Annotated in this window: 23 protein-coding genes, 1 pseudogene and 1 riboswitch; of the genes and pseudogenes, 18 read left to right on the plus strand and 6 right to left on the minus strand. The window is 43.4% G+C overall.

The genetic code is table 11. From position 1 onward, the window contains the following. Positions 1-31: 31 nt before the first annotated feature. The 5 genes and pseudogenes from liaF (at position 32) to tig (ending at position 4,402) form a co-directional block, all read left to right on the plus strand. Positions 32-730 carry a cell wall-active antibiotics response protein LiaF gene (gene liaF, locus B7708_RS04815; RefSeq protein ID WP_084974145.1) on the plus strand — a complete coding sequence of 233 codons (699 nt, stop codon included), beginning with the start codon at positions 32-34 and terminating at the stop codon, positions 728-730. Next, positions 727-1,725 (plus strand): envelope stress sensor histidine kinase LiaS, encoded by a 999-nt coding sequence (locus B7708_RS04820; protein WP_084974147.1) that lies wholly within the window; start codon positions 727-729, stop codon positions 1,723-1,725. The genes liaF and B7708_RS04820 overlap by 4 nt, the downstream gene beginning before the upstream one ends. A 10-nt stretch (positions 1,726-1,735) precedes the next feature. Beyond that, entirely contained in the window at positions 1,736-2,368 is a 633-nt protein-coding gene (locus B7708_RS04825) for a response regulator transcription factor (protein WP_084974149.1), read from the plus strand. Continuing rightward, positions 2,369-3,026: pseudogene (locus tag B7708_RS10170) on the plus strand (DNA alkylation repair protein). A gap of 92 nt (positions 3,027-3,118) precedes the next feature. Then, positions 3,119-4,402 (plus strand): trigger factor, encoded by a 1,284-nt coding sequence (gene tig, locus B7708_RS04835; protein WP_084974151.1) that lies wholly within the window; start codon positions 3,119-3,121, stop codon positions 4,400-4,402. 47 nt (positions 4,403-4,449) lie between these two features. On the opposite strand, the gene recD2 is transcribed toward tig, so the two are convergent. The 3 genes from recD2 to rnhC form a co-directional block, all read right to left on the minus strand. Continuing rightward, a complete protein-coding gene (gene recD2, locus B7708_RS04840) occupies positions 4,450-6,816 on the minus strand; it encodes an SF1B family DNA helicase RecD2 (protein WP_084974153.1) in 2,367 nt (788 codons plus the stop codon). 148 nt (positions 6,817-6,964) lie between these two features. Further along, on the minus strand, positions 6,965-7,579 hold the full coding sequence (gene lepB / locus B7708_RS04845) for a signal peptidase I (RefSeq protein ID WP_001105833.1): 615 nt from the start codon (positions 7,577-7,579) through the stop codon (positions 6,965-6,967). Positions 7,580-7,582: 3 nt separating this feature from the next. Next, positions 7,583-8,464 (minus strand): ribonuclease HIII, encoded by an 882-nt coding sequence (gene rnhC / locus B7708_RS04850; protein ID WP_084974155.1) that lies wholly within the window; start codon positions 8,462-8,464, stop codon positions 7,583-7,585. An 86-nt stretch (positions 8,465-8,550) separates the two neighbouring features. Here rnhC and zapA point away from each other — a divergent pair, with 86 nt between their 5' ends. The 6 genes from zapA (at position 8,551) to B7708_RS04880 (ending at position 15,210) form a co-directional block, all read left to right on the plus strand. Then, positions 8,551-8,853: a cell division protein ZapA gene (gene zapA / locus B7708_RS04855; protein ID WP_084974157.1), complete on the plus strand. Its 303-nt coding sequence runs from the start codon at positions 8,551-8,553 to the stop codon at positions 8,851-8,853. Continuing rightward, entirely contained in the window at positions 8,850-9,398 is a 549-nt protein-coding gene (locus B7708_RS04860) for a CvpA family protein (RefSeq protein WP_084974159.1), read from the plus strand. Before zapA ends, B7708_RS04860 begins: the two co-directional genes overlap by 4 nt. 113 nt (positions 9,399-9,511) lie before the next feature. Then, a complete protein-coding gene (locus tag B7708_RS04865) occupies positions 9,512-11,848 on the plus strand; it encodes an endonuclease MutS2 (protein WP_084974161.1) in 2,337 nt (778 codons plus the stop codon). Between the two features lie 168 nt (positions 11,849-12,016). Then, positions 12,017-12,105, plus strand: a riboswitch (glycine riboswitch). A gap of 90 nt (positions 12,106-12,195) precedes the next feature. After that, entirely contained in the window at positions 12,196-13,518 is a 1,323-nt protein-coding gene (locus B7708_RS04870; protein WP_084974163.1) for an alanine/glycine:cation symporter family protein, read from the plus strand. A gap of 130 nt (positions 13,519-13,648) precedes the next feature. Next, entirely contained in the window at positions 13,649-14,197 is a 549-nt protein-coding gene (locus B7708_RS04875) for a carboxymuconolactone decarboxylase family protein (protein ID WP_061417538.1), read from the plus strand. 110 nt (positions 14,198-14,307) lie between these two features. Next, on the plus strand, positions 14,308-15,210 hold the full coding sequence (locus B7708_RS04880) for a TDT family transporter (RefSeq protein WP_084974165.1): 903 nt from the start codon (positions 14,308-14,310) through the stop codon (positions 15,208-15,210). A gap of 19 nt (positions 15,211-15,229) precedes the next feature. Here B7708_RS04880 and serS read toward each other — a convergent pair whose 3' ends face one another. From serS to B7708_RS04895, 3 genes are all read right to left on the minus strand, one after another. Beyond that, positions 15,230-16,504 carry a serine--tRNA ligase gene (gene serS, locus B7708_RS04885; RefSeq protein WP_084974167.1) on the minus strand — a complete coding sequence of 425 codons (1,275 nt, stop codon included), beginning with the start codon at positions 16,502-16,504 and terminating at the stop codon, positions 15,230-15,232. 213 nt (positions 16,505-16,717) lie between these two features. Continuing rightward, positions 16,718-17,089, minus strand: a complete 372-nt coding sequence (locus B7708_RS04890; protein WP_000079370.1) for a DUF956 family protein — start codon at positions 17,087-17,089, stop codon at positions 16,718-16,720. A 2-nt stretch (positions 17,090-17,091) separates the two neighbouring features. Next, entirely contained in the window at positions 17,092-18,456 is a 1,365-nt protein-coding gene (locus tag B7708_RS04895) for an aspartate kinase (RefSeq protein WP_000869650.1), read from the minus strand. Positions 18,457-18,659: 203 nt separating this feature from the next. Here B7708_RS04895 and B7708_RS04900 point away from each other — a divergent pair, with 203 nt between their 5' ends. The 7 genes from B7708_RS04900 to fabG all read left to right on the plus strand — a co-directional run bounded on the left by B7708_RS04900 (position 18,660) and on the right by fabG (position 24,008). Beyond that, positions 18,660-19,445 carry an enoyl-CoA hydratase gene (locus B7708_RS04900; protein ID WP_001015581.1) on the plus strand — a complete coding sequence of 262 codons (786 nt, stop codon included), beginning with the start codon at positions 18,660-18,662 and terminating at the stop codon, positions 19,443-19,445. Positions 19,446-19,535: 90 nt separating this feature from the next. Next, entirely contained in the window at positions 19,536-19,970 is a 435-nt protein-coding gene (gene fabT, locus B7708_RS04905) for a fatty acid biosynthesis transcriptional regulator FabT (RefSeq protein WP_084974169.1), read from the plus strand. Continuing rightward, positions 19,970-20,944 (plus strand): beta-ketoacyl-ACP synthase III, encoded by a 975-nt coding sequence (locus B7708_RS04910; protein ID WP_084974171.1) that lies wholly within the window; start codon positions 19,970-19,972, stop codon positions 20,942-20,944. Before fabT ends, B7708_RS04910 begins: the two co-directional genes overlap by 1 nt. 57 nt (positions 20,945-21,001) lie before the next feature. Beyond that, positions 21,002-21,226 carry an acyl carrier protein gene (locus tag B7708_RS04915; RefSeq protein WP_000257840.1) on the plus strand — a complete coding sequence of 75 codons (225 nt, stop codon included), beginning with the start codon at positions 21,002-21,004 and terminating at the stop codon, positions 21,224-21,226. 117 nt (positions 21,227-21,343) lie between these two features. Beyond that, positions 21,344-22,318: an enoyl-[acyl-carrier-protein] reductase FabK gene (fabK, locus tag B7708_RS04920; RefSeq protein WP_000857452.1), complete on the plus strand. Its 975-nt coding sequence runs from the start codon at positions 21,344-21,346 to the stop codon at positions 22,316-22,318. Continuing rightward, entirely contained in the window at positions 22,311-23,231 is a 921-nt protein-coding gene (fabD, locus tag B7708_RS04925; protein ID WP_084974173.1) for an ACP S-malonyltransferase, read from the plus strand. The genes fabK and fabD overlap by 8 nt, the downstream gene beginning before the upstream one ends. Positions 23,232-23,276: 45 nt before the next feature. Continuing rightward, complete coding sequence (gene fabG / locus B7708_RS04930) at positions 23,277-24,008, plus strand: 3-oxoacyl-[acyl-carrier-protein] reductase (protein WP_084974175.1); 732 nt, start codon at positions 23,277-23,279, stop codon at positions 24,006-24,008. Positions 24,009-24,027 lie beyond the last annotated feature (19 nt).

Below are 24,027 nucleotides of genomic sequence, written 5' to 3' on the forward strand. Positions count from 1 at the left end.
TATGATAAAATAGAAAAGAGAGGATGCGTCTATGAAAAAATTTCAAATCTTTTTATTTATTGAAGCCTGTTTATTGACGGGAGCTCTGATTTTGATGGTATCAGAGCATTTTTCGCGTTTTCTGCTGATTCTATTCCTCTTTTTGCTCTTGCTCCGCTATTATACAGGTAAAGAGGGCAACAACGTTTTCCTCCTTGTGGCGACTATTCTTTTCTTTTTCATTGTCATGCTCAATCCCTTTGTGATTTTAGCCATCTTTGTAGCGGTCATCTATAGTCTCTTTCTTCTCTATCCGATGATGAATCAAGAAAGAGAGGAGACGGATTTGGTCTTTGAAGAGGTGGTAACGGTTAAAAATGAACACAATCCTTGGTTTGGCAATCTCCATCATTTCTCTAGTCACCAGACCTGCCAGTTTGACGATATCAACCTCTTTCGCCTCATGGGCAAGGATACCATTCATTTGGAAAGAGTTATCCTAACCAATCATGACAATGTCATTATCCTTAGAAAGATGGTCGGAACGACTAGGATTATCGTGCCCGTAGATGTGGAAATCAGTCTCAGTGTCAACTGCCTCTATGGAGATTTAACTTTCCTCCATCAACCCAAGCGAGCCCTCCGCAATGAACACTATCATCAGGAGACCAGAGACTATCTCAAGAGTAACAAGAGCGTCAAGATTTTCTTGACCAGTATGGTTGGCGATGTGGAGGTGGTCAGAGGATGAAAAAGCAATCTTATCTGTTAATCGGTCTGACTTCTTTCCTCTTTATCCTCTTTTTGACTAATAGTCTACTTGATATTTTTGAACTGGATTGGTCCTATTTGCTACAGGATATCGAGAAAACAGAGAAACTCATCTTCTTGATCTTGGTCTTTAGCCTTTCCATGAGCTTCTTTTTTGTCCTTTTTTGGCGCGTGATGGAAGAAATTTCTCGCAGAAAAATGCAGGTCAATCTCAAGCGACTGCTAGCAGGAAAAGAGGTAGTTTCTTTTGCAGATCCAGATTTGGATGCTAGTTTCAAGAACTTGTCCGGTAAGCTGATCCTCTTGACTGAGGCTGTTCAAAAGGCTGAAAACCAAAGCCTGGTCAAGGAAGAAGCAATCATTGAGAAAGAACGGAAGCGGATTGCACGCGACTTGCACGATACGGTTAGTCAGGAGTTGTTTGCGGCCCATATGATTTTATCAGGTGTCAGTCAGCAGGCTTTGAAGCTGGATAGAGAAAAGATGCAGACCCAGTTACAAAGTGTTGCAGCTATTCTCGAAACAGCCCAGAAAGATTTGCGGGTCTTGCTTCTACATTTGCGACCTGTTGAGTTGGAAGAGAAGAGTTTGATTGAGGGGATTCAAATCCTCTTAAAAGAGCTAGAGGACAAGAGCGACCTCAAGGTTAGTCTCAAGCAAAATGTGTCTAAATTGCCTAAAAAGATTGAAGAACATATCTTCCGCATTTTGCAGGAATTGATCAGCAATACCCTCCGCCATGCTCAGGCATCTTGCCTAGATGTCTATCTCTATCAAACAGATGTTGAATTGCAGCTGAAGGTGGTGGACAACGGAATTGGTTTCCAGTTAGGGAGCTTAGACGACTTGAGTTATGGACTGCGAAATATCAAGGAGCGGGTTGAAGATATGGCAGGAACGGTTCAACTCTTGACAGCTCCCAAGCAAGGACTGGCGGTTGATATCCGTATTCCCCTGCTAGACAAGGAATCATAAAGGAGTAGAGATGAAAATTTTACTGGTAGATGACCATGAAATGGTCCGATTGGGCTTGAAAAGCTACTTTGACCTCCAAGACGATGTAGAAGTTGTGGGCGAAGCTGCAAACGGGTCTCAAGGGATTGAGTTGGCCTTGGAACTGCGTCCAGATGTCATTGTCATGGATATTGTCATGCCTGAGATGAATGGGATTGATGCAACCTTGGCCATCCTCAAAGAATGGCCTGAAGCCAAGATATTAATTGTCACATCTTACTTGGACAATGAAAAAATCATGCCGGTCTTGAATGCTGGTGCCAAAGGCTATATGCTCAAGACTTCTAGTGCAGATGAACTGCTCCATGCAGTTCGTAAGGTGGCAGCGGGCGAGCTTGCTATTGAGCAAGAGGTCAGCAAGAAGGTCGAATACCACTGCAATCATATGGAACTTCATGAGGACCTGACTGCGCGTGAGCGAGATGTACTTCAACTCATCGCCAAGGGTTACGAAAATCAGCGCATCGCAGATGAACTCTTCATCTCTCTCAAGACGGTCAAGACCCATGTGTCCAACATTCTTGCCAAACTTGAGGTCAGTGATCGCACCCAGGCGGCGGTCTATGCCTTCCAGCACCACTTGGTCGGGCAGGAGGACTTTTAGATGAGTCTTGCAGATTTACTTGAGGAGATAGAAGCAACAAAAGTCCCTGAAAAAGCAGGGCCTATGGAAGCCTATATGCGCCATCAATTTCCCTTTCTAGGTATTGCAGGCCCTGAAAGAAACGCTCTCTATAAAAAGTATTTTCCAAGCGCGAAAAAAACAAGAATTATCGATTGGAATTTTGTAGACACTTGCTGGGAAAAGGAGCCTAGAGAATACCAATATGTGGCTGCCAACTATTTGAAAGCCATGCAGTCTTATCTAACGAAGGACGATTTGCCTAAGCTTGAGCGCCTGGTCGTGACCAAGTCTTGGTGGGACACGGTAGATATTCTAGACCGAGTAGTAGGGAGTTTGGTAGCCGACCATTCGGAACTTGAAGAAGTGATTTTAAAATGGAGCCTATCGGACAATATGTGGCTGAGACGAGTTGCCATTGACCACCAGTTGTTAAGAAAAGAGAAAACGAATGTCCAACTGATGGAAAAGATCCTACTCAACAATCTGGATCAGACAGAATTTTTTTATCAACAAAGCCATCGGCTGGGCTCTAAGAGACTACTCCAAGACCAATTCAGACTGGGTAGCAGCTTTCATCGAAAAAAATAAGGAAAGAATGGCTGAACTTAGTATCAAGGAAGCCAGCAAGTATCTCTAGCATCATTGAAAAGCGCATTCATTACTTGAAAAAAGTCGCCTGTTTATGTTATAATAGACTGTATTTAAAAAATTTTAAGGAGAAATGACAGAATGTCTGTATCATTTGAAAACAAAGAAACAAACCGTGGTGTCTTGACTTTCACAATCTCTCGAGACCAAATCAAACCAGAAGTGGACCGTGTATTCAACTCAGTAAAGAAAACTCTTAACGTTCCAGGTTTCCGTAAAGGTCACCTTCCACGTCCTATCTTTGATAAAAAATTTGGTGAAGAAACACTTTACCAAGATGTGTTGAACGCTCTTTTGCCAAACGCTTATGAAGCAGCTGTAAAAGAAGCTGGTCTTGAAGTGGTTGCGCAACCAAAAATTGACGTAACTTCAATGGAAAAAGGTCAAGACTGGGTTATCACTGCTGAAGTCGTGACAAAACCTGAAGTTAAATTGGGTGACTATAAAAACCTTGAAGTATCAGTTGATGTAGAAAAAGAAGTAACAGACGCTGACGTTGAAGAGCGTATCGAACGCGAACGCAACAACTTGGCTGAATTGGTTATCAAGGAAGCTGCTGCTGAAAATGGCGACACTGTTGTGATTGACTTCGTTGGTTCTATCGATGGTGTTGAATTTGACGGCGGAAAAGGTGAAAACTTCTCACTTGGACTTGGTTCAGGACAATTCATCCCTGGTTTTGAAGACCAATTGGTTGGTCACTCAGCTGGCGAAACTGTTGATGTAGTCGTAACATTCCCAGAAGACTACCAAGCAGAGGACCTTGCAGGTAAAGAAGCTAAATTCGTGACAACTATTCACGAAGTAAAAGCAAAAGAAGTTCCAGCTCTTGACGATGAACTTGCAAAAGACATCGACGAAGAAGTGGAAACACTTGACGAATTGAAAGAAAAATACCGCAAAGAATTGACTGCTGCGAAAGAAGAAGCATACAAAGATGCCCTTGAAGGCGCAGCAATCGATAAAGCTGTAGAAAACGCTGAAATCGTAGAACTTCCAGAAGAAATGATCCACGAGGAAGTTCACCGCTCAGTAAATGAATTCCTTGGAAACTTGCAACGTCAAGGTATCAACCCTGACATGTACTTCCAAATCACTGGAACTACTCAAGAAGACCTTCACAAACAATACGAAGCAGAAGCTGAGTCACGTACGAAGACTAACCTTGTAATCGAAGCAGTTGCGAAGGCTGAAGGATTTGACGCTACTGAAGAAGAAATCCAAAAAGAAATCGAACAATTGGCAGCAACTTACAACATGGAAGTTGCACAAGTTCAAAACTTGCTTTCAGCTGATATGTTGAAACACGATATCGCAATCAAAAAAGCTGTTGAATTGATCACAAGTACAGCAACAGTAAAATAATCTTGAAAGAGAAAAAGCCCACCTGATTTGGTGGGTTTTCTGCTGGTCTATTTTCCAAAAATCTCTTTGAGGTCTGCATCTGTAATCCCGATCATGGCTGGAATACTAGACCAGTTTTCCTCGGTAAGGATGTAGGATAGAGGAGACTCTTCTTGATTTGTCGTTTCGCTAGGGGTTGGGTTGGTTTGGTCAGTCCTTTCTATTAGGTCCTGAAAACGCTCAATCAGGTGGGTCTTACGGGCAGTCCCGATATGCTTGACTGCATAGTCAAAGGCCTGTAATTCACCAAGAAGGATAAGCTTGCTCTTGGCCCGTGTGATAGCTGTGTAGATGAGATTTCGCTCCAGCATACGTCTACTAGCACTGGTGATGGGCAGGATGACAACGGGAAACTCACTCCCCTGCGACTTATGGATACTCATGGCATAGGCCAAGCGAATCTTGTACCATTCGTTACGTGGGTAGACGACCTCATTGCCATCAAAATCAATGACAATCTCGTCTTGTTTAGACTCGGTGTATTTTCCAGGAATCAGGTCTGTGATGTAGCCTAGGTCTCCATTAAAGACATTGACTTCAGCGTCGTTGACTAGGTGAATGACCTTGTCCCCTGTTCGATAGTGATACTGAGTTGTTTCAAAGCTAACCTGCCCTTTTTGAAGAGGATTGAGCAGGTCTTGCATGAGTTGGTTGATGGCGTCAATACCAGCAGTTCCTCGATACATAGGCGCCAGCACCTGAATATCACGAGCCGGAATGCCACTTCTGAGGGCAGCACCAAGAATTTTCTCAATGGTAGCTGGGATATGACCACTAGCAATTTCAAAGTATGAGCGGTCTGCTTTTTTCTGAGTAAAGTCAGCTGGCAAGATGCCTTGTCGAATTTGACTAGCCAAGGTGACGATAGTTGATTCTTCGCTCTGACGGTAAATCCGTTCCAAGCGAGTCTGCGGAATCAGGGATATCTGGAGCAGATCAGCCAGGACTTGTCCAGGACTAACAGAAGGTAGCTGGTCGCTATCGCCCACGATGAGAATTTTACTGTTAGAAGAGATGTTGGAGAAAAGTTGGTTGGCTAACCAAGTATCCACCATAGAAAACTCATCCACGATGATGAAGTCGGCATCCAGATAATCTTCCAGATGACTGGTATCATCGTCTCCCGTCATCCCCAAATGGCGGTGAATGGTCGCGCTAGGCAAACTTGTTAATTCATTCATGCGTCGAGCTGCTCGACCAGTTGGAGCTGCTAGAAGAATAGGTAGGTTGCTTTTTTTCCTGAGGTCAAGTCCCTCTAAGAGGGCATAAACAGCGATAATCCCATTGATAACAGTCGTCTTACCCGTACCAGGTCCACCTGTTAGGATAAAGACCTTGTTCTGGATAGCATCGCAGATAGCCTGTTTTTGGATGCTATCGTATTGGATACCCAGTTCCTCCTCGACAGTAGCGATATGCTTTTGAATGGTTTCTAAATCCTGATTTTTCTGTTTTCCTTTTTCAAGGATACGAACCAAGTGACTGCGAATACCTTCCTCGGCGAAAAAGAGGCTATTGTCAAAGATTTTGGTATCGATCTGCTGAACCTTGTCTTCTTCGATCAGATGAGATAATTCCTGAGCGACTTGGCTAGGATCGAGTTCCACGGGACGAGAAGACTCGAGGAGAGTTAGGGTATGTTCCAGCAAATCTCGGGCTTCCATGTAGGTATCGCCCGTATCCATACAGCCTTGAAAGAGACTGTGGACAAGGCCAGCACGGAAGCGTTCGGGAGCCTGGCTTTCGATGCCTAGTTCGGCAGCCAGTTGGTCTGCAATGGTAAAGCCCAAACCTTTGATATCCTCGACCAGCTGGTAGGGATAATTTTCAACCATATCAAGAGTTTCTTCCTTGTAAAAGTCTTGAATCTGAAAGGCTAGTTTATTGGGAATGCCGTAGTTGGCTAGTTTTGCCAAGACCATTTCTGTCCCATAGTTGAGACGGAGGGTAGAGACGAAAGCCTCACGGTTTTTGGCAGAGAGTCCTGCAATGCTTTCTAGCTTTTCAGGATGCTCCAGAATTTCGTCTATGGTATTGTCACCATAGCTATCAACGATTTTTTGGGCGGTTTTGAGACCAATTCCCTTGAAATGGCTACTGGAAAAGTACTTAACTAGCCCTTTTCGAGTCGGTTTTGCTCGTTCATAGCGGCTGATTTGCAGTTGTTCTCCGTACTTGGAGTGTTGAACGATTTGTCCCCAAAAAGTGTAGTCTTCGCCCTCAATCACGTCAGCCATGGTTCCTGTAACGATGATTTCAAAATCGTCAAAGTCCTCCGCATTGGTATCTTCGATATCTAGGAGGAGGATACGATAAAAATTACTGGGATTTTCAAAAATAATGCGTTCAATGGTGCCTGAAAAATAAACTTCCATAGATTTCCTTTTTGATAGAAAAAGAGCTGGGATAGAGCTTTCAGTTAGTTTTTTCTTGGATTTTGGACTTGGTACAAGATATTGCCAAGTTGCAATCTAATCCTAAAAGCTAACTCAAAAAGACTATCACAGCATCTAGTTGCTGATTTTAAAAGATTCCGATACGGTTGAGTGGCCAGAAACGGAATTTGGCTTCTCCTTTGATTTGACTGGCTTTAAAGGTTCCGACATGGCGACTGTCACTGGAAACCAAACGGTCATCTCCAAGGAGGAGGTACTCACCCTCGGGTACGGTAAAGCTGAAGCTGGTGTTGAAATTCACATCGACAGTAAAGGCTTGAGCTTTCTGGGCTAGACTTCTAAAATAGACCCCCTTATCCCCTTCAAAGCCTTTCCCCGAATAGGCGTTTTGCAGTTTATCATTTTTAAACTGTTGGAGGTAGTCTGCTAGGTAAGGTTCATCGGTTTCTTGATTGTTGATAAAGAGCTTGTCGTTTTCGTAGCGAATGGTATCACCAGGCATGCCGATGACGCGTTTAACGATGTCTTTATTTCCATCATCTTCATGGGCAACTACAATGTCAAAGCGGTTAATAGGGAGGTGCTTGACGACAAAGAGAATCTCTCCATCAGCTAGGGTCGGATCCATAGAGTGTCCTTCCACGCGAACATTGGTCCATAGAAAGAGACGACTGAGACCAACTACTATAATGATGAGGAATGTGAGTCCCCACTCTTTTAGAAATGTTTTAAAATAATTCATAACTTACCTTTCTAGAATTGCTTTGGCTTTTTCAGTATTTTTAAAATGCAGTTTGGCACAGAAATGAAGTCCTTTCATGCCATAGGTCTGAAGGATTTTGCTAGCAACCTTATCAGAAGCAGTTCCTGCGCCACTTGGCAGTTGATAGCCTAGTTCTCGTCCAAGATTTTCCAAGTTTTCGAGGAAGAGATCACGCGCGATGATAGAGCTAACTGCAACAGCCAGGTATTTGCCCTCAGCTTTTTCTTCTAAGCTAATTTTGTTTGGAAAACGGTTGGCTTCTTGCGTCAAGTACTTGTCATAGTTTTTAGCGCTTGTAAAAGCATCAATGACGATTTTTTCTGGCTGAGCTCCTTTTTGGAGAAGGAGAAAGATAGCCTGGTTGTGAAGGGCAACCTTTACAGAAACAGCATTGTAACGCTCTCCGATAACTTCGTTGTACTTGCTCGGTGAAAGGAGGAGCGCTTGGTGCTGGATTTTTTCTTTAAGGATAGGGGCAATCTGACGAATCTTTTTGTCTGTCAGGGTCTTGGAATCCCCCACGCCGAGTTTTCGTAAGAAGTCATGCTGGTCAGGTGTCACGAAGGAAGCCACGACAGCAAGCCCACCAAAGTAGGAACCATTTCCCACCTCGTCAGTCCCAATCATAGGAAAATCTTGTCCACTGTTTTCTTGTTGAACTTGGTAACCAAAGAAACTGGCGTACTGCTCAGCAGCTTCGCCCTGCAGGAGGACTTTTCCAGAAGTATAGATGGAAACCGTTGCCTGAGGCAGTCGCAAAAAATAGCGAATATAAGGATTTTTACTAGGACTGAGAGCCTTCTGATACTGGCTTAAAAAGCTCTGAATTTCCTGTTCACTTGGTGTGAGTGTGATACTTGCCATAGTCTCTATTGTACCACAAAAGCAGGAGAATTGGTAAAAACTGACAAAGTTAGCGAAATTTGGTATAATATCGTGAGGTGAATTTTATGGCAAATCTAAATCGATATAAGTTTACATTCGGGAAAAAGACATTAACCTTGACAACCGAGCATGACAACCTCTTCATGGAGGAAATTGCCAAGGTTGCGACTGAAAAATACCAAGCAATTAAGGAACGAATGCCTGGGGCGGATGATGAAACCATTGCCCTCCTTTTAGCGATTAACAGCCTATCGACGCAGCTTAGTCGTGAGATTGAGTTTGACGATAAGGAGCAGGAGCTTAAAGACCTTCGAAATAAGTTAGTGGCTGTCAAGCAAGAGCAGAGCAAGATTGAGGATTCCCTATGATTTCGATCCTTCTCTTACTGGTTTTAGCTTGGGGCTTTTACATCGGCTACCGTAGAGGTTTGGTGCTGCAAGTTTATTATTTCCTCGTGGCAGTGATTTCAGCCTTTGTTGCGGGACAGTTTTATAAATCATTGGGAGATCACTTCCACTTGCTTGTCCCTTATGCCAATCCTCAGGAAGGGCAGGGTACCTTTTTCTTCCCTTCAGCCCAACTTTTTCAGCTAGACAAGGTCTTTTATGCGGGTCTGGCCTACCTTCTAGTTTTCGGAATTTGTTACAGTATCGGACGTTTTATCGGTTTGTTTCTACATTTGATTCCGACTAATAAGCTAGGGGGCATCTGGTTTCGTATCGGAGCAGGTGTTTTGTCATTATTGGTAACCTTATTTGTCTTGCAAATGGCTCTGACCATTCTTGCAACGGTGCCTCTGGCAGTCATTCAAAATTCACTCGAAAAAAGTATAGTAGCCAAACACATTATCCAAAGTGTCCCTTTTACGACAAACCTTATCAAACAACTTTGGGTGACAAATTTAATCGGATAAAAAGGGCGGGATTTTTCCTAGCCCTTTGTTTACAGATTGGACGACTAGGGTTAGGTAAAGTTCAAAAACCTCTGGGCGCTACAATCTTGTAAACCAGTATACAAGGAAAAAATATGAATACAAAAATACTAGAAACCTTAGAATTTAATAAAATCAAAGCCTTGTTTGAACCTCATCTCCTGACAGAACAGGGACTAGAGGAGCTAAAAGGTTTGGCTCCGACTACCAAGGAGGATAAAATCAAACAGGCTTTTGCTGAGATGGAGGAAATGCAAGCCCTATTTGTGGAGCAACCTCACTTTACCATCTTAGCGACACGTGAGATTTCAGCTGTCTGCAAGCGTCTGGAGATGGGGGCGGACCTCAGTATTGAGGAGTTCCTACTCCTCAAAAGAGTCTTGCTTGCTAGCAGAGAGTTACAAAATTTTTATGCCAATCTTGAAAATGTTCGCTTGGAACAATTGGCGAGATGGTTTGAAAAACTACATGATTTCCCACACTTGCAAGGGAGTCTACAATCCCTAAATGATGCAGGATTTATCGAAATTTTTGCTAGCGAAGAGCTAGCACGCATCCGTCGGAAAATCCATGATAGCGAGAGTCAAGTTCGAGATGTCTTGCAAGACTTACTCAAGCAAAAAGCGCAGATGTTGACGGAAGGCATTATTGCTAGCAGAAATGGCCGTCAGGTTTTACCTGTCAAGAACACCTATCGTAACAAGATTGCAGGTGTTGTCCATGATATCTCTGCTAGTGGGAACACGGTCTATATCGAGCCACGTGAGGTGGTCAAGCTGAGCGAAGAAATCGCTAGTTTGCGAGCAGACGAACGCTATGAGATGATTCGCATCCTGCAGGAGCTCTCAGAACGGGTCCGCCCTCATGCTGCAGAGATTGCTAATGACGCTTGGATTATCGGCCATTTAGACTTGATTCGTGCCAAAGTGCGTTTCATTCAAGAAATGCAAGCAGTTGTTCCTCAACTTTCAGAGAATCAAGAGATTCAACTCCTTCATGTTCGCCATCCTTTGGTCAAAAATGCTGTTGCAAACGATGTACACTTTGGCAAGGAATTAACGGCCATTGTCATTACAGGTCCCAATACAGGTGGGAAGACCATCATGCTCAAAACCTTGGGTTTGACTCAACTCATGGCCCAATCTGGATTGCCTATTTTAGCTGACAAGGGGAGCCGTGTTGGTATTTTCGAAGAAATCTTCGCCGATATCGGGGATGAACAGTCTATCGAGCAAAGCTTGTCGACTTTCTCCAGCCACATGACCAATATCGTAGATATTCTTGGCAAAGTCAATCAGCACTCGCTCTTGTTGCTAGATGAGCTTGGGGCAGGTACCGATCCGCAGGAAGGAGCAGCCCTTGCTATGGCTATTCTGGAGGATCTTCGTCTGCGTCAGGTCAAGACTATGGCGACGACCCACTATCCAGAACTTAAGGCTTATGGTATTGAGACAGCCTTTGTGCAAAATGCCAGCATGGAGTTTGATACAGCTAGTTTGCGTCCGACTTATCGCTTTATGCAGGGAGTTCCTGGCCGAAGTAATGCCTTTGAAATTGCCAAGCGTCTGGGCTTGTCAGATGTCATCGTGGGAGATGCCAGCCAGCAGGTTGATCAAGATAATGATGTCAACCGCATCATTGAGCAATTGGAAGAACAAACGCTTGAAAGTCGTAAACGCTTGGACAATATCCGTGAGGTCGAGCAAGAAAACCTCAAGATGAATCGAGCGCTCAAAAAACTCTACAATGAGCTCAATCGTGAAAAGGAAACTGAGCTCAATAAGGCGCGTGAACAGGCTGCTGAGATTGTGGAACTCGCTCTAAGTGAGAGTGACCAGATTCTCAAGAATCTTCACAGTAAGTCTCAACTCAAACCCCACGAAATCATTGAAGCCAAGGCTGAGCTGAAAAAACTGGCTCCTGAAAAAGTCGACTTGTCTAAAAACAAGGTCCTTCAAAAAGCCAAGAAAAAACGAGCTCCAAAGGTTGGAGATGATATCGTGGTTCTCAGTTATGGGCAACGTGGAACCTTGACCAATCAACTTAAGGACGGCCGTTGGGAAGCCCAAGTTGGTTTGATCAAGATGACCCTGGAAGAGAAAGAATTTGACCTTGTTCAAGCCCAACAAGAAGCCCCAGTCAAGAAAAAACAAGTCAATGTCGTCAAACGTGCTTCTGGCCGTGGTCCGCAAGCGAGACTGGATCTCCGAGGCAAACGGTACGAAGAAGCCATGAATGAGCTGGACGCCTTTATCGATCAAGCCCTGCTCAATAACATGGCGCAAGTCGACATCATCCATGGTATCGGAACAGGAGTCATCCGTGAGGGCGTTATCAAATACCTACAAAGAAATAAGCATGTTAAGAGTTTCGGCTATGCTCCACAGAATGCTGGAGGCAGTGGCGCAACCATTGTGACCTTTAAAGGATAGAGAGAAGAAGGAGTCAATCTTTCTGAAAAAAAGAAATGAAAACTAAAAATTTTCATAGAAAACATTGACAAAGGCTAACTTTTCTTGTAGAATAATAAAAAATAAAATACCAACACCGAATGAAGTTTAATAGAAATGGAGAAAGGTTTGTTTTCCATGACTGTAAATGGACGGAACTCTGGAGAGACCGTAAAGGCACCGAAGGGGCAAGGCAGGCAACTGCTCAAACTCTCAGGTAAAAGGACAGAGCTAAGATAGACCGCTTTTTAGCATTTATCTAAGCATTCCAGAGTACATGTATCTTGCATGTGCTCTTTCTTTTGGGGTTGAAAAGATAGGAGAAGGAAATGTTAGAATTGCTAAAAGCGCTTGATGCTTTCGTTTGGGGGCCTCCCCTCTTGATCTTATTGGTCGGAACGGGTATCTATTTGACCATCCGACTAGGACTTTTGCAGGTGGCTCGTCTCCCTAAGGCCTTTCAGCTGATCTTTACCAAGGATAAGGGGCATGGCGATGTGTCGAGCTTTGCTGCTCTCTGTACAGCTCTAGCCGCCACCGTTGGTACGGGAAATATCATCGGGGTCGCGACAGCCATCAAGGTTGGTGGGCCAGGCGCCCTCTTTTGGATGTGGATGGCGGCCTTTTTTGGGATGGCAACCAAGTACGCTGAAGGCTTGCTGGCCATCAAATACCGTAGCAAGGATGCAAATGGAGCTGTAGCTGGAGGCCCCATGCACTACATCCTTTTGGGAATGGGAGAAAAGTGGCGTCCACTTGCTATTTTCTTTGCCCTGGCTGGTGTATTGGTAGCTCTTCTAGGGATTGGTACCTTTACCCAGGTCAATTCGATTACAGAATCCATTCAAAATACAGCCCAAGTTGATCCAGCTATCACAGCTCTCGTTTTGTCTATTTTTGTAGGAATTGCAGTCTTTGGTGGACTCAAATCCATTTCAAAGGTTTCGACAGCAGTCGTTCCTTTTATGGCTATTGTCTATATTTTAGGGACTCTTACAGTTATTCTCTTTAATATCGAGAAAATCCCAGCCACACTTGTCCTCATCTTTACTTCAGCCTTTAGTCCAGCTGCTGCCGTAGGTGGTTTTGCAGGTGCCAGCATTCGGATGGCTATCCAAAATGGTGTGGCGCGAGGAGTCTTCTCTAACGAATCTGGTCTTGGTTCAGCTCCCATTGCAGCGGCTGCAGCTAAGACTAATGAGCCTGTAGAGCAAGGCTTGATTTCCATGACAGGAACCTTTATTGATACTTTGATTATCTGTACTCTGACAGGTCTAACAATCTTAGTAACTGGTGTTTGGAGCGGAGATTTAAATGGTGTTGCCTTGACCCAGTCAGCCTTTTCAACAGTTTTTTCACACTTTGGTCCTGCCCTCTTGACCATTTTCCTTGTGCTCTTTGCCTTTACGACGATTCTCGGATGGAACTACTACGGAGAACGCTGTTTTGAGTTTCTCTTTGGTGTTCGTTTTATCTGGCTTTACCGTGTAGTCTTTGTAGTCATGGTCTTGTTGGGAGGATTTATCGAGTTGGATATGGTTTGGATTATCGCAGATATCGTCAATGCTTTAATGGCTTTGCCAAACTTAATTGCCCTTTTGGTCTTGTCGCCAGTCGTTATTGCAGAAACCAAAAAGTATTTTAAAAACTAACCCAATCACACTTTTCGTGTGATTTTTTCATTTCATAGATATTTCTTATCAAGGCGATTGAAAATATATATTATCCAAGGGGGAAATTCTATGATAGACTAAATGACAATAAAATGAAAAGAGGTTTCTTATGACAACATTTACCATCCACACAGTAGAATCAGCACCAGCAGAAGTAAAAGAAGTTCTTGAAACAGTACAAAAAGATAACAATGGCTATATTCCCAACCTAATCGGTCTCTTGGCCAATGCCCCAACCGCTCTTGAAGCCTACCGAACTGTCGGAGCCATCAACCGTCGCAACAGCCTGACACCAGTAGAGCGTGAAGTAGTGCAAATCACAGCTGCCGTAACCAATGGTTGTGCTTTCTGCGTGGCTGGTCATACTGCCTTTTCAATCAAACAAATCCAGATGAATGATGATCTTCTCCAAGCCCTTCGCAACCGCACTCCAATTGAGACAGATCCAAAACTAGATACTCTAGCTAAGTTTACCTTGGCGGTCATCAATACCAAGGGTCGTGTAGGAGATGAAGCTTTGGCTGAATTCTTAGAAGCCGGCTATACGCAACAAAATGCCTTGGACGTAGTTCTCGGTGTCAGCCTAGCCAGCCTTTGCAACTATGCAAACAACTTAGCTGATACGCCAATCAACCCAGAGTTGCAACCCTATGCCTAGTTCGAATCATAAATAAAAAATGAAGGCTGATCTACCCAGTCTTCATTTTTCTATGCTATTTTAAAGGCTTTTATGCTATACTGATAATAATATGATTAACGGAGGTTGCCATGAAAAAACTCCCCTTGGTATTTTCTGGTTGTTTGTTAGGTTTGGCAGGTGCAGGAAACTTGATTGCGGATACTTGGCCTGTTCTTTCGCACCTATTTAGTTTGACTGGATTGGTCTTATGGATTTTCTTTCTGATTCTTCATCTTTTTAATTGGGAAGAAACCAAGAAAGAATTGACCAAGCCCCCTCTTTTATCTGGTATAGCTACCTTTCCTATGGCGGGGATGATTTTATCGACCTATGTCTTGCGACTAGTTCCGTCTATGCCTATCCTATCCCAGCCTTTGTGGTGGTTTTCTTTTATTTTGGATTTTGCTTTGATCGCTTATTTTTCTCGTCGCTTTCTTGGAGTGGAGGAAAGAGCTAGTGCAACACCAAGCTGGACAGTACTTTATGTGGGCATAGCAGTGGCAGCCTTGACCTATCCAGTCGTTGGCCTGATTCAGATTGCCTACCTAACGGTGACTTTCGGCTTTCTCGCTACTTTTTTTCTCTATCCGTTGATTTACAGTGATCTAAAGAAACAGCCATTGACTCCAGCCCTACTAGGGCAAGAAGGAATCTACTGCGCTCCTTTTTCTTTGCTCTTAGCAGCTCTGGTGCGTATCGGTGGAGTTACTCTTTCGACCTGGGCCTTGTTACTGCTGCTGCTTGTCTCTCAGTCGTTTTTCATCTTCGTTTTGACTCGCTTGCCCAATATTTTAAAACAAGGTTTTCAACCAGCATTCTCAGCCTTAACCTTCCCAACCATCATCACAGCTACCTCGCTTAAAATGGCTCAGGGAATTTTGAAACTTCCTTTTCTGGACTATCTGGTATTTGCTGAAACTGTTATATGCCTCACTATTTTACTCTTTGTCTTGAGTGGTTATCTAATTTGGTTACGAAAAAGGTCTAGCTAGAAATAGCTAAACCTTATTTTTATGGTTTGATAAGTTCAGCTCCACCCATATATGGACGAAGTGCTTCTGGAATAGTTACAGAACCATCTGCATTTTGGTAGTTTTCAAGAATAGCGGCTACTGTACGTCCAACTGCAAGTCCAGAACCGTTCAAGGTGTGAAGGAGTTTAACCTTGCCATCGGCTTCATCACGGTAACGGATTTGAGCACGACGTGCTTGGAAATCTTCTGTATTTGAACAGCTTGAGATTTCACGGTAGGTATTTTGGGCTGGAATCCAAACTTCTAAATCATAAGTTTTGGCAGCTGAGAAGCCCATGTCCCCAGTAGAGAGGGCAACGACACGGTATGGAAGGTTGAGTTTTTGAAGGATGTTTTCAGCGTTGGCAGTCATTTTTTCCAATTCTTCGTAAGATTCTTCTGGTTTGGCAAATTTGACCATTTCAACCTTGTGGAATTGGTGCAAACGAATCAAGCCACGTGTATCACGACCAGCTGAACCAGCCTCAGAACGGAAAGATGGACTCATAGCGGTAAAGTAGATCGGTAGGTCTTTACCGTCAAGGATTTCATCACGGTAGTAGTTTGTTAGAGGAACTTCAGCTGTAGGAATGAGGACATAATTAGTGTCTTTCAATTCAAAAGTGTCTTCCTTGAATTTTGGATATTGACCAGTACCAAACATAGAGTCGTGGTTAACCATGTAAGGTGTGATGACTTCCGTATAGCCTTCCTTGCCATGCTCATCCAACATAAAGTTATAGATGGCACGTTCCAAACGAGCACCGAGACCTTTATAGAAAAGGAAACGAGCGCCCGTCACTTTTCCACCACGTTCCCAGTCAAGGATACCGAGGTCTTCACCCAGATCCCAGTGAGCTTTTGGTTCAAAGTCAAACTCGCGCGGAGTTCCCCAACGGCGAACTTCAACGTTGTCATCCTCATCAGCTCCAACAGGAACGCTGTCAGCTGGGATGTTTGGAAGAGTAGTGGTAAATTCTGTCAATTTAGCATCGATTTCTGCCAATTCAGCATCGAGAGATTTTACTTCAGCAGAGAGAGCTTGCATAGCAGCAATCTTGTCATCAGCATTTTCCTTATTGCGCTTGGCTTGAGCAATCTCTGCAGAAACTGTGTTACGTTCTGCCTTGAGGTTTTCGACCTTGACCAAGATGTCACGACGTTTAGCGTCGATTTCTTTCATCTCGTTAAGGATAGCAGCATCTACACCACGTGTAGCTAGTTTTTCAGCGACAGCATCAAAGTCTGTACGAATACGTTTGATATCTAACATAAGAACTCCTTTATGAAAAAAGCACACCTAACAAAGCGTTGGAGTGGCAGGGCCACGGTTCCATCCAACTTCACAGGTGTGCACTTGATTCTGTATTTAATTGTTGATAACGGTAGAATTTCACCTATCCCTCCTATCTGCTCGCAGCACCCGCAGACTTTCTGAAAGAAGAGGATAACCTACTTATCCGTTGCTATGATTATACTAAAGTTTCTACTTTTTTGCAAATAGATTTTTAAATTTTTGTCCAATGGTCTGGAGCAGAGTCGGAAGTTTCACGACCTTGTCGTTTCCTAATTTTTCCCGAGCGATTTTGAGGATAGCTCCAGAGTCTTTTGAGGCAAAGAGGAATTTACCTTGATCGGTGAAGACTTCAAAGTGACGGCTGATTTTGCGGCCACTTACGTTGGCTCCGATTTGCTGAATGCTTGACCAGGGAATCTGGATATATTGTTCGACATTGACATCAGGATAAAACTCCAAGGCTTGGTCCCCGACTAGAAATTTTCCAACTTTTCCAGAGATAGAGAGGTAAGATGTCCCAGTGGTTTGGAGGTCAATGACTTTATTGAGTGATTGAGCCATGATTAGTCTTCCTTACTTTCACCGAAAAAGGCATGATAGAGCGCCTTAATAGCGGCCTTCTCTTGCTCTTTATTGACAACAAACATGATGGAAACTTCACTTGACCCTTGGGACATCATCTGGATGTTGATTTTATTCTCAGACAAAGCACGTGTGGCAGTAGCAGTTACCCCGATATGACTCTTCATCTTTTCCCCGACAATCATAATAATTGAAAGATCATGTTCGATTTCAGCATGGTCCACTTCAGCCTTTTGAACGAGCTGACGCAGAATTTCTTCTTCCTTGATAGGAGTCAATTCGCGAGAACGGAGAATGATTGAAAGATCATCGATACCAGTTGGCATGTGCTCCCAACCGATGTTAAGATCTTCAAGGATTTGCAGAACCTTGCGACCAAAACCAACTTCACGGTTCATGAGGTATTTCGACATGTTGATGCTGACAAATCCTGAGTCACCCGCAATCCCTACTACTGGGAATTTATCACTACTGTGTTTCAGAACGATACGAGTACCCGGATGGTCAGGGTTGTTGGTATTCTTGATAACGAGAGGGATTTTTCCTCGGTAGGCAGGGAGCAGAGCTTCATCGTGAAGAACTGAGAAACCTGCATAAGCCAATTCCCGCATTTCACGGTAGGTCAATTCAGGGATAGAATGAGGCTGGTGAATGATACCTGGATGGGCAGCAAAGATACCATCGACATCTGTAAAGTTTTCGTAGAGGTCGGCTTTGACACCGGCAGCGATGATGGAACCAGTTATGTCGGATCCACCACGGGAGAAGGTACAGATTTGATTTTCCTTAGTGACCCCAAAGAAACCAGGAATAACAAGGACTTCGTTGCTGTCAGCCAAGCCCTCAATCTTGTCATAGCTAGATGGAATGATGCGAGCATTTCCAGGTTCGCTTGTTACGATAATTCCCGCTTCTCTTGGATGAACATAGCGCGCATCGATGCCGTTTTGGTTAAAGTAAGCTGCAATCAATTTGGCGTTGTTGTTTTCTCCAGCCGCTAGGAAGGTGTCATAGAGAAAGTCATTTTCTTCAATAGGAAGAGTCGCTAAGGCACGGATGCTTTTAGAAATTTTTTCTAGAACTGATGGTTTTAAGCCTAGTTCGCTCACCATAGCCGCATAGCGATCGATGATCCAGTTTTGGCTCTTGCTGATATCATTTCCCGCTACATAATCACGATAGTATTTGATCAAAGCGTCGGTAACCTTAGTATCTTCAGAATTGCGTTTACCCGGTGCAGAAACGACCACAAAACGGCGCTCTTTATCGCTTTTAACGATGTTTAAAACTTTTTCTAACTGACTAGCAGAGGCAAGCGAGCTTCCGCCAAATTTTACAACCTTCATAGGGACTCCTCAAGTAAGTATTTTATACGATTATAGCAGAAAGAGGGGCTTTTTTCAATGAAGAAAATACTATAGTCTTTAGGATAAAGTGAGCGTTTTTTATCAGCTGAGACACTTTCCTTTAGTTTTTTCTTGCCTCTTTATCTAAAAAAAGGTATACTTTGGCAATGAAATAATTTTATCACCTTACAAAAGGAGAAGCTATGAATCATATCCTATATCATATCCTAGATGATCTTGCTATCATCACTTTGAATCGTCCCGAAGTGGCAAATGGTTTCCATATCCCAATGTGTGAGGAAATTTTAGAAGCTTTGACTCTAGCAGAGCAGGATCAAACTGTTCAGTTTATCTTGATTAACGCTAATGGGAAGGTCTTTTCAGTTGGGGGAGATTTGGTTGAGATGAAGCGTGCAGTGGATGAAGATGATATCCCTTCTTTGAATAAGATTGCAGAATTAGTCAATACAATCTCCTATAAAATTAAGCAGATCCCTAAACCTGTTTTGATGGAGGTAGATGGAGCAGTTGCTGGTGCTGCAGCCAATATGGCAGTAGCAGTCGATTTTTGTTTGGCGACTGATAAGGCAAAATTCATCCAAGCCTTTGTTGGAGTTGGATTGGCGCCGGACGCTGGTGGGATTCATCTCTTGAGTCGTAGTATCGGGGTAACACGAGCTGCGCAACTTGCCATGACAGGAGAAGCCTTGACCGCGGAAAAAGCACTGGAATGGGGTGTGGTATACCGTGTTTGCGAGGCAGATAAGCTAGAAAAGACAAGAGAACAAGTTCTGAAGAAATTAAGACGAGGCTCAGCAAACTCATACGCAGCCATTAAAAAGTTGGTTTGGGAAAGCCAATTTAAGGATTGGCAGAATTATGCTGAATTGGAATTAAAGTTGCAAGAATCTTTATCTTTAACTGAAGATTTTAAAGAAGGAGTCCGAGCACATTCTGAAAGAAGACGACCAAAATTTTCAGGAAAATAAAAAAATACTTGCACAATTCTTTGAAGTTTGATATACTTTTTGTGTCAAATGTTTTGAATGCAAAAGTTTTTTTGAGAAGGAGGGAATACTTTGGACTACCAACAAGTGAATGAGTATTTAACATCTATTTTTAATAATGTCCTTGTGATTGAGGAGGTTAGCTTACGAGGTAGTCGTTTCAAAGACATCTCCATCAAAGAAATGCACACGATTGATGTGATTGGAAAGTTCCCGAAGGCGACACCAAGTAAGGTTTCTAAAGAACTGATGGTCACTCTTGGAACTGTTACGACCAGCTTGAATAATCTCGAAAGAAAAGGTTATGTTGAGCGCATTCGTTCTGATCAGGATCGTCGTGTGGTCTATCTGCATTTGACAAAGAAAGGTCGTTTGGTTCACCGCCTTCATAAACGTTTCCACAAGGCCATGGTCGAGAAGATTATCGATGGTATGAGTTCTGAAGAAATAGAAGTGATGGGCAGGGGCTTGACTAACCTATATCAATTTTTGGAGGATTTGAAATAATGGCTTTTGCAAAAATAAGCCAGGTTGCTCATTATGTTCCAGAGCAAGTGGTCACTAATCAAGACTTGGCTCAAATTATGGATACAAGCGATGAGTGGATTTCAAGTCGGACAGGAATTAAACAGAGACATATCTCAAAAACAGAGTCTACAAGTGACTTGGCGACAGAAGTTGCTAAGAGTTTGCTGGCTAAAGGGAGCTTAACAGCAGATCAGATTGATTTTATCATTGTAGCGACGATCACTCCAGACTCGATGATGCCTTCTACGGCAGCTCGGGTTCAGGCAAATATCGGAGCGCATAGAGCTTTCGCCTTTGATTTGACTGCAGCATGTAGTGGCTTTGTATTCGCTCTCTCAACTGCAGAAAAGTTTTTAAGTTCTGGACAGTTCAAAAAAGGGATTGTTATCGGGGCTGAGACCTTGTCTAAGGCGGTTGATTGGTCTGATCGTTCGACAGCTGTTCTCTTTGGAGATGGTGCAGGTGGGGTTCTCTTAGAAGCGAGTGATACACGGCACTTCCTTGTGGAAAGTCTCTATACGGATGGCTCTCGGAGCGAGTGTTTGACCTATGGCCAAACGGCTCTGGCTTCGCCCTTCTCAGATCAAGAAGCAGTTCCTGCTTTTTTGAAGATGGATGGACGAGCAGTTTTTGATTTTGCAAATCGAGATGTTGCTAGATCGATCAAAGAAACCATTGAAAATGGTCCAATCGCAGCATCGGAATTGGATTATCTCTTGCTTCATCAGGCAAATATCCGCATTTTGGATAAGATGGCTAAGAAGATCGGTGTAGACCGAGATAAGCTTCCTGCCAATATGATGGAGTATGGAAATACCAGTGCAGCAAGTATCCCGATTTTGCTCTCAGAGTGTGTGGAGAATGGCAAGATTCGTTTAGATGGTAGCCAGACGATTCTCCTATCAGGCTTCGGTGGAGGTTTGACATGGGGCACACTCATTCTTACAATCTAGGTAATCATGTGGTAAACACATAGTTATAAATTTTTTATATTTTAAAGGAGTCCTATCATGGCAGTATTTGAAAAAGTACAAGAAATTATCGTTGAAGAACTTGGGAAAGACGCATCAGAAGTAACACTTGAATCTACTTTTGATGATTTGGATGCAGATTCATTGGACTTGTTCCAAGTAATCTCTGAAATCGAAGATGCTTTCGATATCCAAATCGAAGCAGAAGATAACTTGAAAACAGTTGGTGACTTGGTTGCCTACGTTGAAGAGCAAACAAAATAATTAACATATTACTAGAAGGAGTAGGGGAAACCCACTCCCTCTTGTTTAGGTAATAGTTTGAAACTCAAATGATAAACTCATCGAACTATTACGTAAGCAAGGAATGATGGAGGCACTATGAAAACACGTATTACAGAATTATTGAACATTGATTATCCTATTTTTCAAGGAGGAATGGCCTGGGTTGCGGATGGTGACTTGGCTGGTGCAGTATCAAAAGCTGGTGGTCTAGGGATCATCGGTGGTGGGAATGCACCTAAAGAGGTCGTAAAGGCTAATATCGATAAAATCAAATCACTTACGGACAAACCTTTTGGTGTCAACATCATGCTCTTGTCCCCTTTTGTAGAAGACATCGTTGATCTCGTGATTGAAGAAGGGGTCAAGGTGGTTACAACTGGTGCAGGAAACCCAAGTAAATACATGACTCGTTTCCATGATGCAGGAATTACAGTTATTCCTGTTGTTCCAAGTGTTGCTTTGGCAAAACGCATGGAAAAAATCGGTGCAGATGCAGTTATTGCAGAGGGAATGGAAGCCGGTGGACACATTGGTAAATTAACAACTATGACCCTGGTTCGCCAAGTTGCTGCAGCTGTTTCAATCCCGGTTATCGCAGCTGGAGGAATTGCGGACGGTGAAGGTGTCGCTGCAGGCTTTATGCTTGGTGCTGAGGCCGTTCAAGTTGGTACACGTTTCGTAGTAGCTAAGGAATCTAACGCCCATCCAAAATACAAGGAAAAAATCTTAAAAGCGCGTGATATTGATACGACTATTTCAGCTCAACACTTTGGACATGCTGTTCGTGCCATTAAAAACCAGTTGACACGTGACTTTGAGCAGGCTGAAAAAGATGCCTTTAAACAAGAAAATCCAGATTTAGAAATCTTTGAACAAATGGGAGCTGGTGCTCTTGCTAAAGCCGTTGTTCATGGAGATGTAGAAGGTGGATCTGTCATGGCAGGTCAGATCGCTGGTTTGGTTTCTAAAGAGGAAACTGTCGAAGAAATCCTAAAAGATCTATATTATGGCGCAGCCAAAAAAATTCAAGAAGAAGCCTCTCGTTGGGCAGGAGTTGTAAGAAATGACTAAAACAGCCTTTCTATTTGCAGGTCAAGGTGCCCAGTATCTAGGGATGGGGCGTGATCTCTATGATCGCTGCTCTATCGTCAAGGAAACAATTGACCAAGCCAGTCAGGTTTTGGGTTATGACCTTCGTGACTTGATTGATAAGGAAGAAACCAAGTTAAACCAGACACGCTATACGCAACCAGCTATTTTAGCGACTTCGGTTGCTATTTACCGACTATTGAAAGAAAAGGGTTACCAGCCAGATATGGTAGCAGGATTGTCTCTTGGGGAATATTCTGCTCTTGTAGCAAGTGGTGCCTTGGACTTTGAGGATGCAGTTGCCTTGGTTGCTAAGCGTGGTGCTTATATGGAAGAGACTGCACCTGCAGGCTCTGGAAAGATGGTTGCCGTTCTTAATACTCCAGTTGAAGTGATTGAGGAAGCTTGTGAAACAGCCTCTAAAGTTGGAGTAGTGACTCCAGCTAACTACAACACCCCAAGCCAAATCGTTATCGGTGGTGAGGTGGCTGCGGTTGACCGCGCAGTTGAACTCTTGCAGGAAGCAGGAGCCAAACGATTGATCCCCCTAAATGTGTCGGGCCCTTTCCACACAGCCCTTCTAGAGCCGGCTAGCCAACAGCTAGCTGGGGCTCTTGAGGGAGTGAGTTTCTCTGATTTTACTTGCCCACTAATCGGCAATACGGAAGCTGCTGTTATGGAAAAAGATCGAATCCAAGAGCTTTTGACGCGTCAGGTGAAAGAACCTGTTCGTTTTTATGAAAGTATTGCTGTGATGCAGGATGCTGGGGTAACCAACTTTATTGAAATTGGTCCTGGTAAGGTCCTATCAGGTTTTGTCAAAAAAATCGATAAAACAGCTAAGCTATCCAACGTTGAAGATCAAGCAAGCTTGGATGCTTTGTTAGGAAACTAATGATCCCTTCTCCCACAAAATACAACAGGAAATAGGAGAAATAGAATGCAACTTACAAACAAAAATGTCTTTGTAACAGGTTCAAGTCGTGGTATCGGACTTGCCATTGCTCACAAATTTGCCCAACTAGGCGCTAATGTAGTTTTGAATAGTCGCGGAGCAATCTCAGAAGAATTGCTGGCTGAGTTTTCAAACTACGGTGTCAAAGTAGTACCGATATCAGGTGATGTTTCAGACTTTGCAGATGCCAAGCGTATGATAGATCAAGCGATTGCAGAACTCGGTTCTGTCGATGTCTTAGTCAACAATGCTGGGATCACTCAAGATACGCTTATGCTCAAGATGACCGAAGAAGACTTTGAAAAAGTGATTAAGATCAATTTGACAGGTGCCTTCAACATGACGCAAGCAGTCTTGAAACAGATGATCAAGGCACGTGAAGGTGCGATTATCAACATGTCTAGTGTGGTCGGTTTGATGGGAAATATCGGACAAGCCAACTATGCAGCTTCTAAAGCAGGTTTGATTGGTTTTACCAAGTCAGTAGCACGTGAAGTTGCCAATCGCAATGTGCGCGTAAATGCTCTTGCACCAGGGATGATCGAGTCTGATATGACTGCTGTTTTGTCTGATAAGGTCAAGGAAGCAACATTGGCCCAAATCCCAATGAAACATTTCGGTCAAGCAGAACATATCGCATATGCTACAGTGTTCCTGGCTGGACAGGATTATTTGACTGGACAAGTTCTCGCTGTTGATGGCGGACTTAGCATGTAAAAAATAAGGAAAGATATAG

It is taken from the genome of Streptococcus oralis subsp. dentisani (assembly GCF_002096615.1).
Taxonomy (GTDB): Bacteria; Bacillota; Bacilli; order Lactobacillales; family Streptococcaceae; genus Streptococcus; species Streptococcus oralis_U.

Excerpts from the sequence above, each read along its gene's own strand:
- B7708_RS04825 (WP_084974149.1), top strand. The coding sequence starts at position 1,736 with ATGAAAATTTTACTGGTAGATGACCATGAAATGGTCCGATTGGGCTTG.
- tig (WP_084974151.1), top strand. The coding sequence starts at position 3,119 with ATGTCTGTATCATTTGAAAACAAAGAAACAAACCGTGGTGTCTTGACT.
- B7708_RS04870 (WP_084974163.1), top strand. The coding sequence starts at position 12,196 with ATGTTAGAATTGCTAAAAGCGCTTGATGCTTTCGTTTGGGGGCCTCCC.
- B7708_RS04910 (WP_084974171.1), top strand. The coding sequence starts at position 19,970 with ATGGCTTTTGCAAAAATAAGCCAGGTTGCTCATTATGTTCCAGAGCAA.
- fabK (WP_000857452.1), top strand. The coding sequence starts at position 21,344 with ATGAAAACACGTATTACAGAATTATTGAACATTGATTATCCTATTTTT.
- liaF (WP_084974145.1), top strand. The coding sequence starts at position 32 with ATGAAAAAATTTCAAATCTTTTTATTTATTGAAGCCTGTTTATTGACG.
- B7708_RS04900 (WP_001015581.1), top strand. The coding sequence starts at position 18,660 with ATGAATCATATCCTATATCATATCCTAGATGATCTTGCTATCATCACT.
- fabG (WP_084974175.1), top strand. The coding sequence starts at position 23,277 with ATGCAACTTACAAACAAAAATGTCTTTGTAACAGGTTCAAGTCGTGGT.
- B7708_RS04895 (WP_000869650.1), bottom strand. The coding sequence starts at position 18,456 with ATGAAGGTTGTAAAATTTGGCGGAAGCTCGCTTGCCTCTGCTAGTCAG.
- B7708_RS04860 (WP_084974159.1), top strand. The coding sequence starts at position 8,850 with ATGATTTCGATCCTTCTCTTACTGGTTTTAGCTTGGGGCTTTTACATC.
- B7708_RS04820 (WP_084974147.1), top strand. The coding sequence starts at position 727 with ATGAAAAAGCAATCTTATCTGTTAATCGGTCTGACTTCTTTCCTCTTT.
- serS (WP_084974167.1), bottom strand. The coding sequence starts at position 16,504 with ATGTTAGATATCAAACGTATTCGTACAGACTTTGATGCTGTCGCTGAA.
- recD2 (WP_084974153.1), bottom strand. The coding sequence starts at position 6,816 with ATGGAAGTTTATTTTTCAGGCACCATTGAACGCATTATTTTTGAAAAT.
- fabD (WP_084974173.1), top strand. The coding sequence starts at position 22,311 with ATGACTAAAACAGCCTTTCTATTTGCAGGTCAAGGTGCCCAGTATCTA.
- zapA (WP_084974157.1), top strand. The coding sequence starts at position 8,551 with ATGGCAAATCTAAATCGATATAAGTTTACATTCGGGAAAAAGACATTA.
- B7708_RS04890 (WP_000079370.1), bottom strand. The coding sequence starts at position 17,089 with ATGGCTCAATCACTCAATAAAGTCATTGACCTCCAAACCACTGGGACA.
- B7708_RS04875 (WP_061417538.1), top strand. The coding sequence starts at position 13,649 with ATGACAACATTTACCATCCACACAGTAGAATCAGCACCAGCAGAAGTA.
- B7708_RS04865 (WP_084974161.1), top strand. The coding sequence starts at position 9,512 with ATGAATACAAAAATACTAGAAACCTTAGAATTTAATAAAATCAAAGCC.
- lepB (WP_001105833.1), bottom strand. The coding sequence starts at position 7,579 with ATGAATTATTTTAAAACATTTCTAAAAGAGTGGGGACTCACATTCCTC.
- rnhC (WP_084974155.1), bottom strand. The coding sequence starts at position 8,464 with ATGGCAAGTATCACACTCACACCAAGTGAACAGGAAATTCAGAGCTTT.
- B7708_RS04880 (WP_084974165.1), top strand. The coding sequence starts at position 14,308 with ATGAAAAAACTCCCCTTGGTATTTTCTGGTTGTTTGTTAGGTTTGGCA.
- B7708_RS04915 (WP_000257840.1), top strand. The coding sequence starts at position 21,002 with ATGGCAGTATTTGAAAAAGTACAAGAAATTATCGTTGAAGAACTTGGG.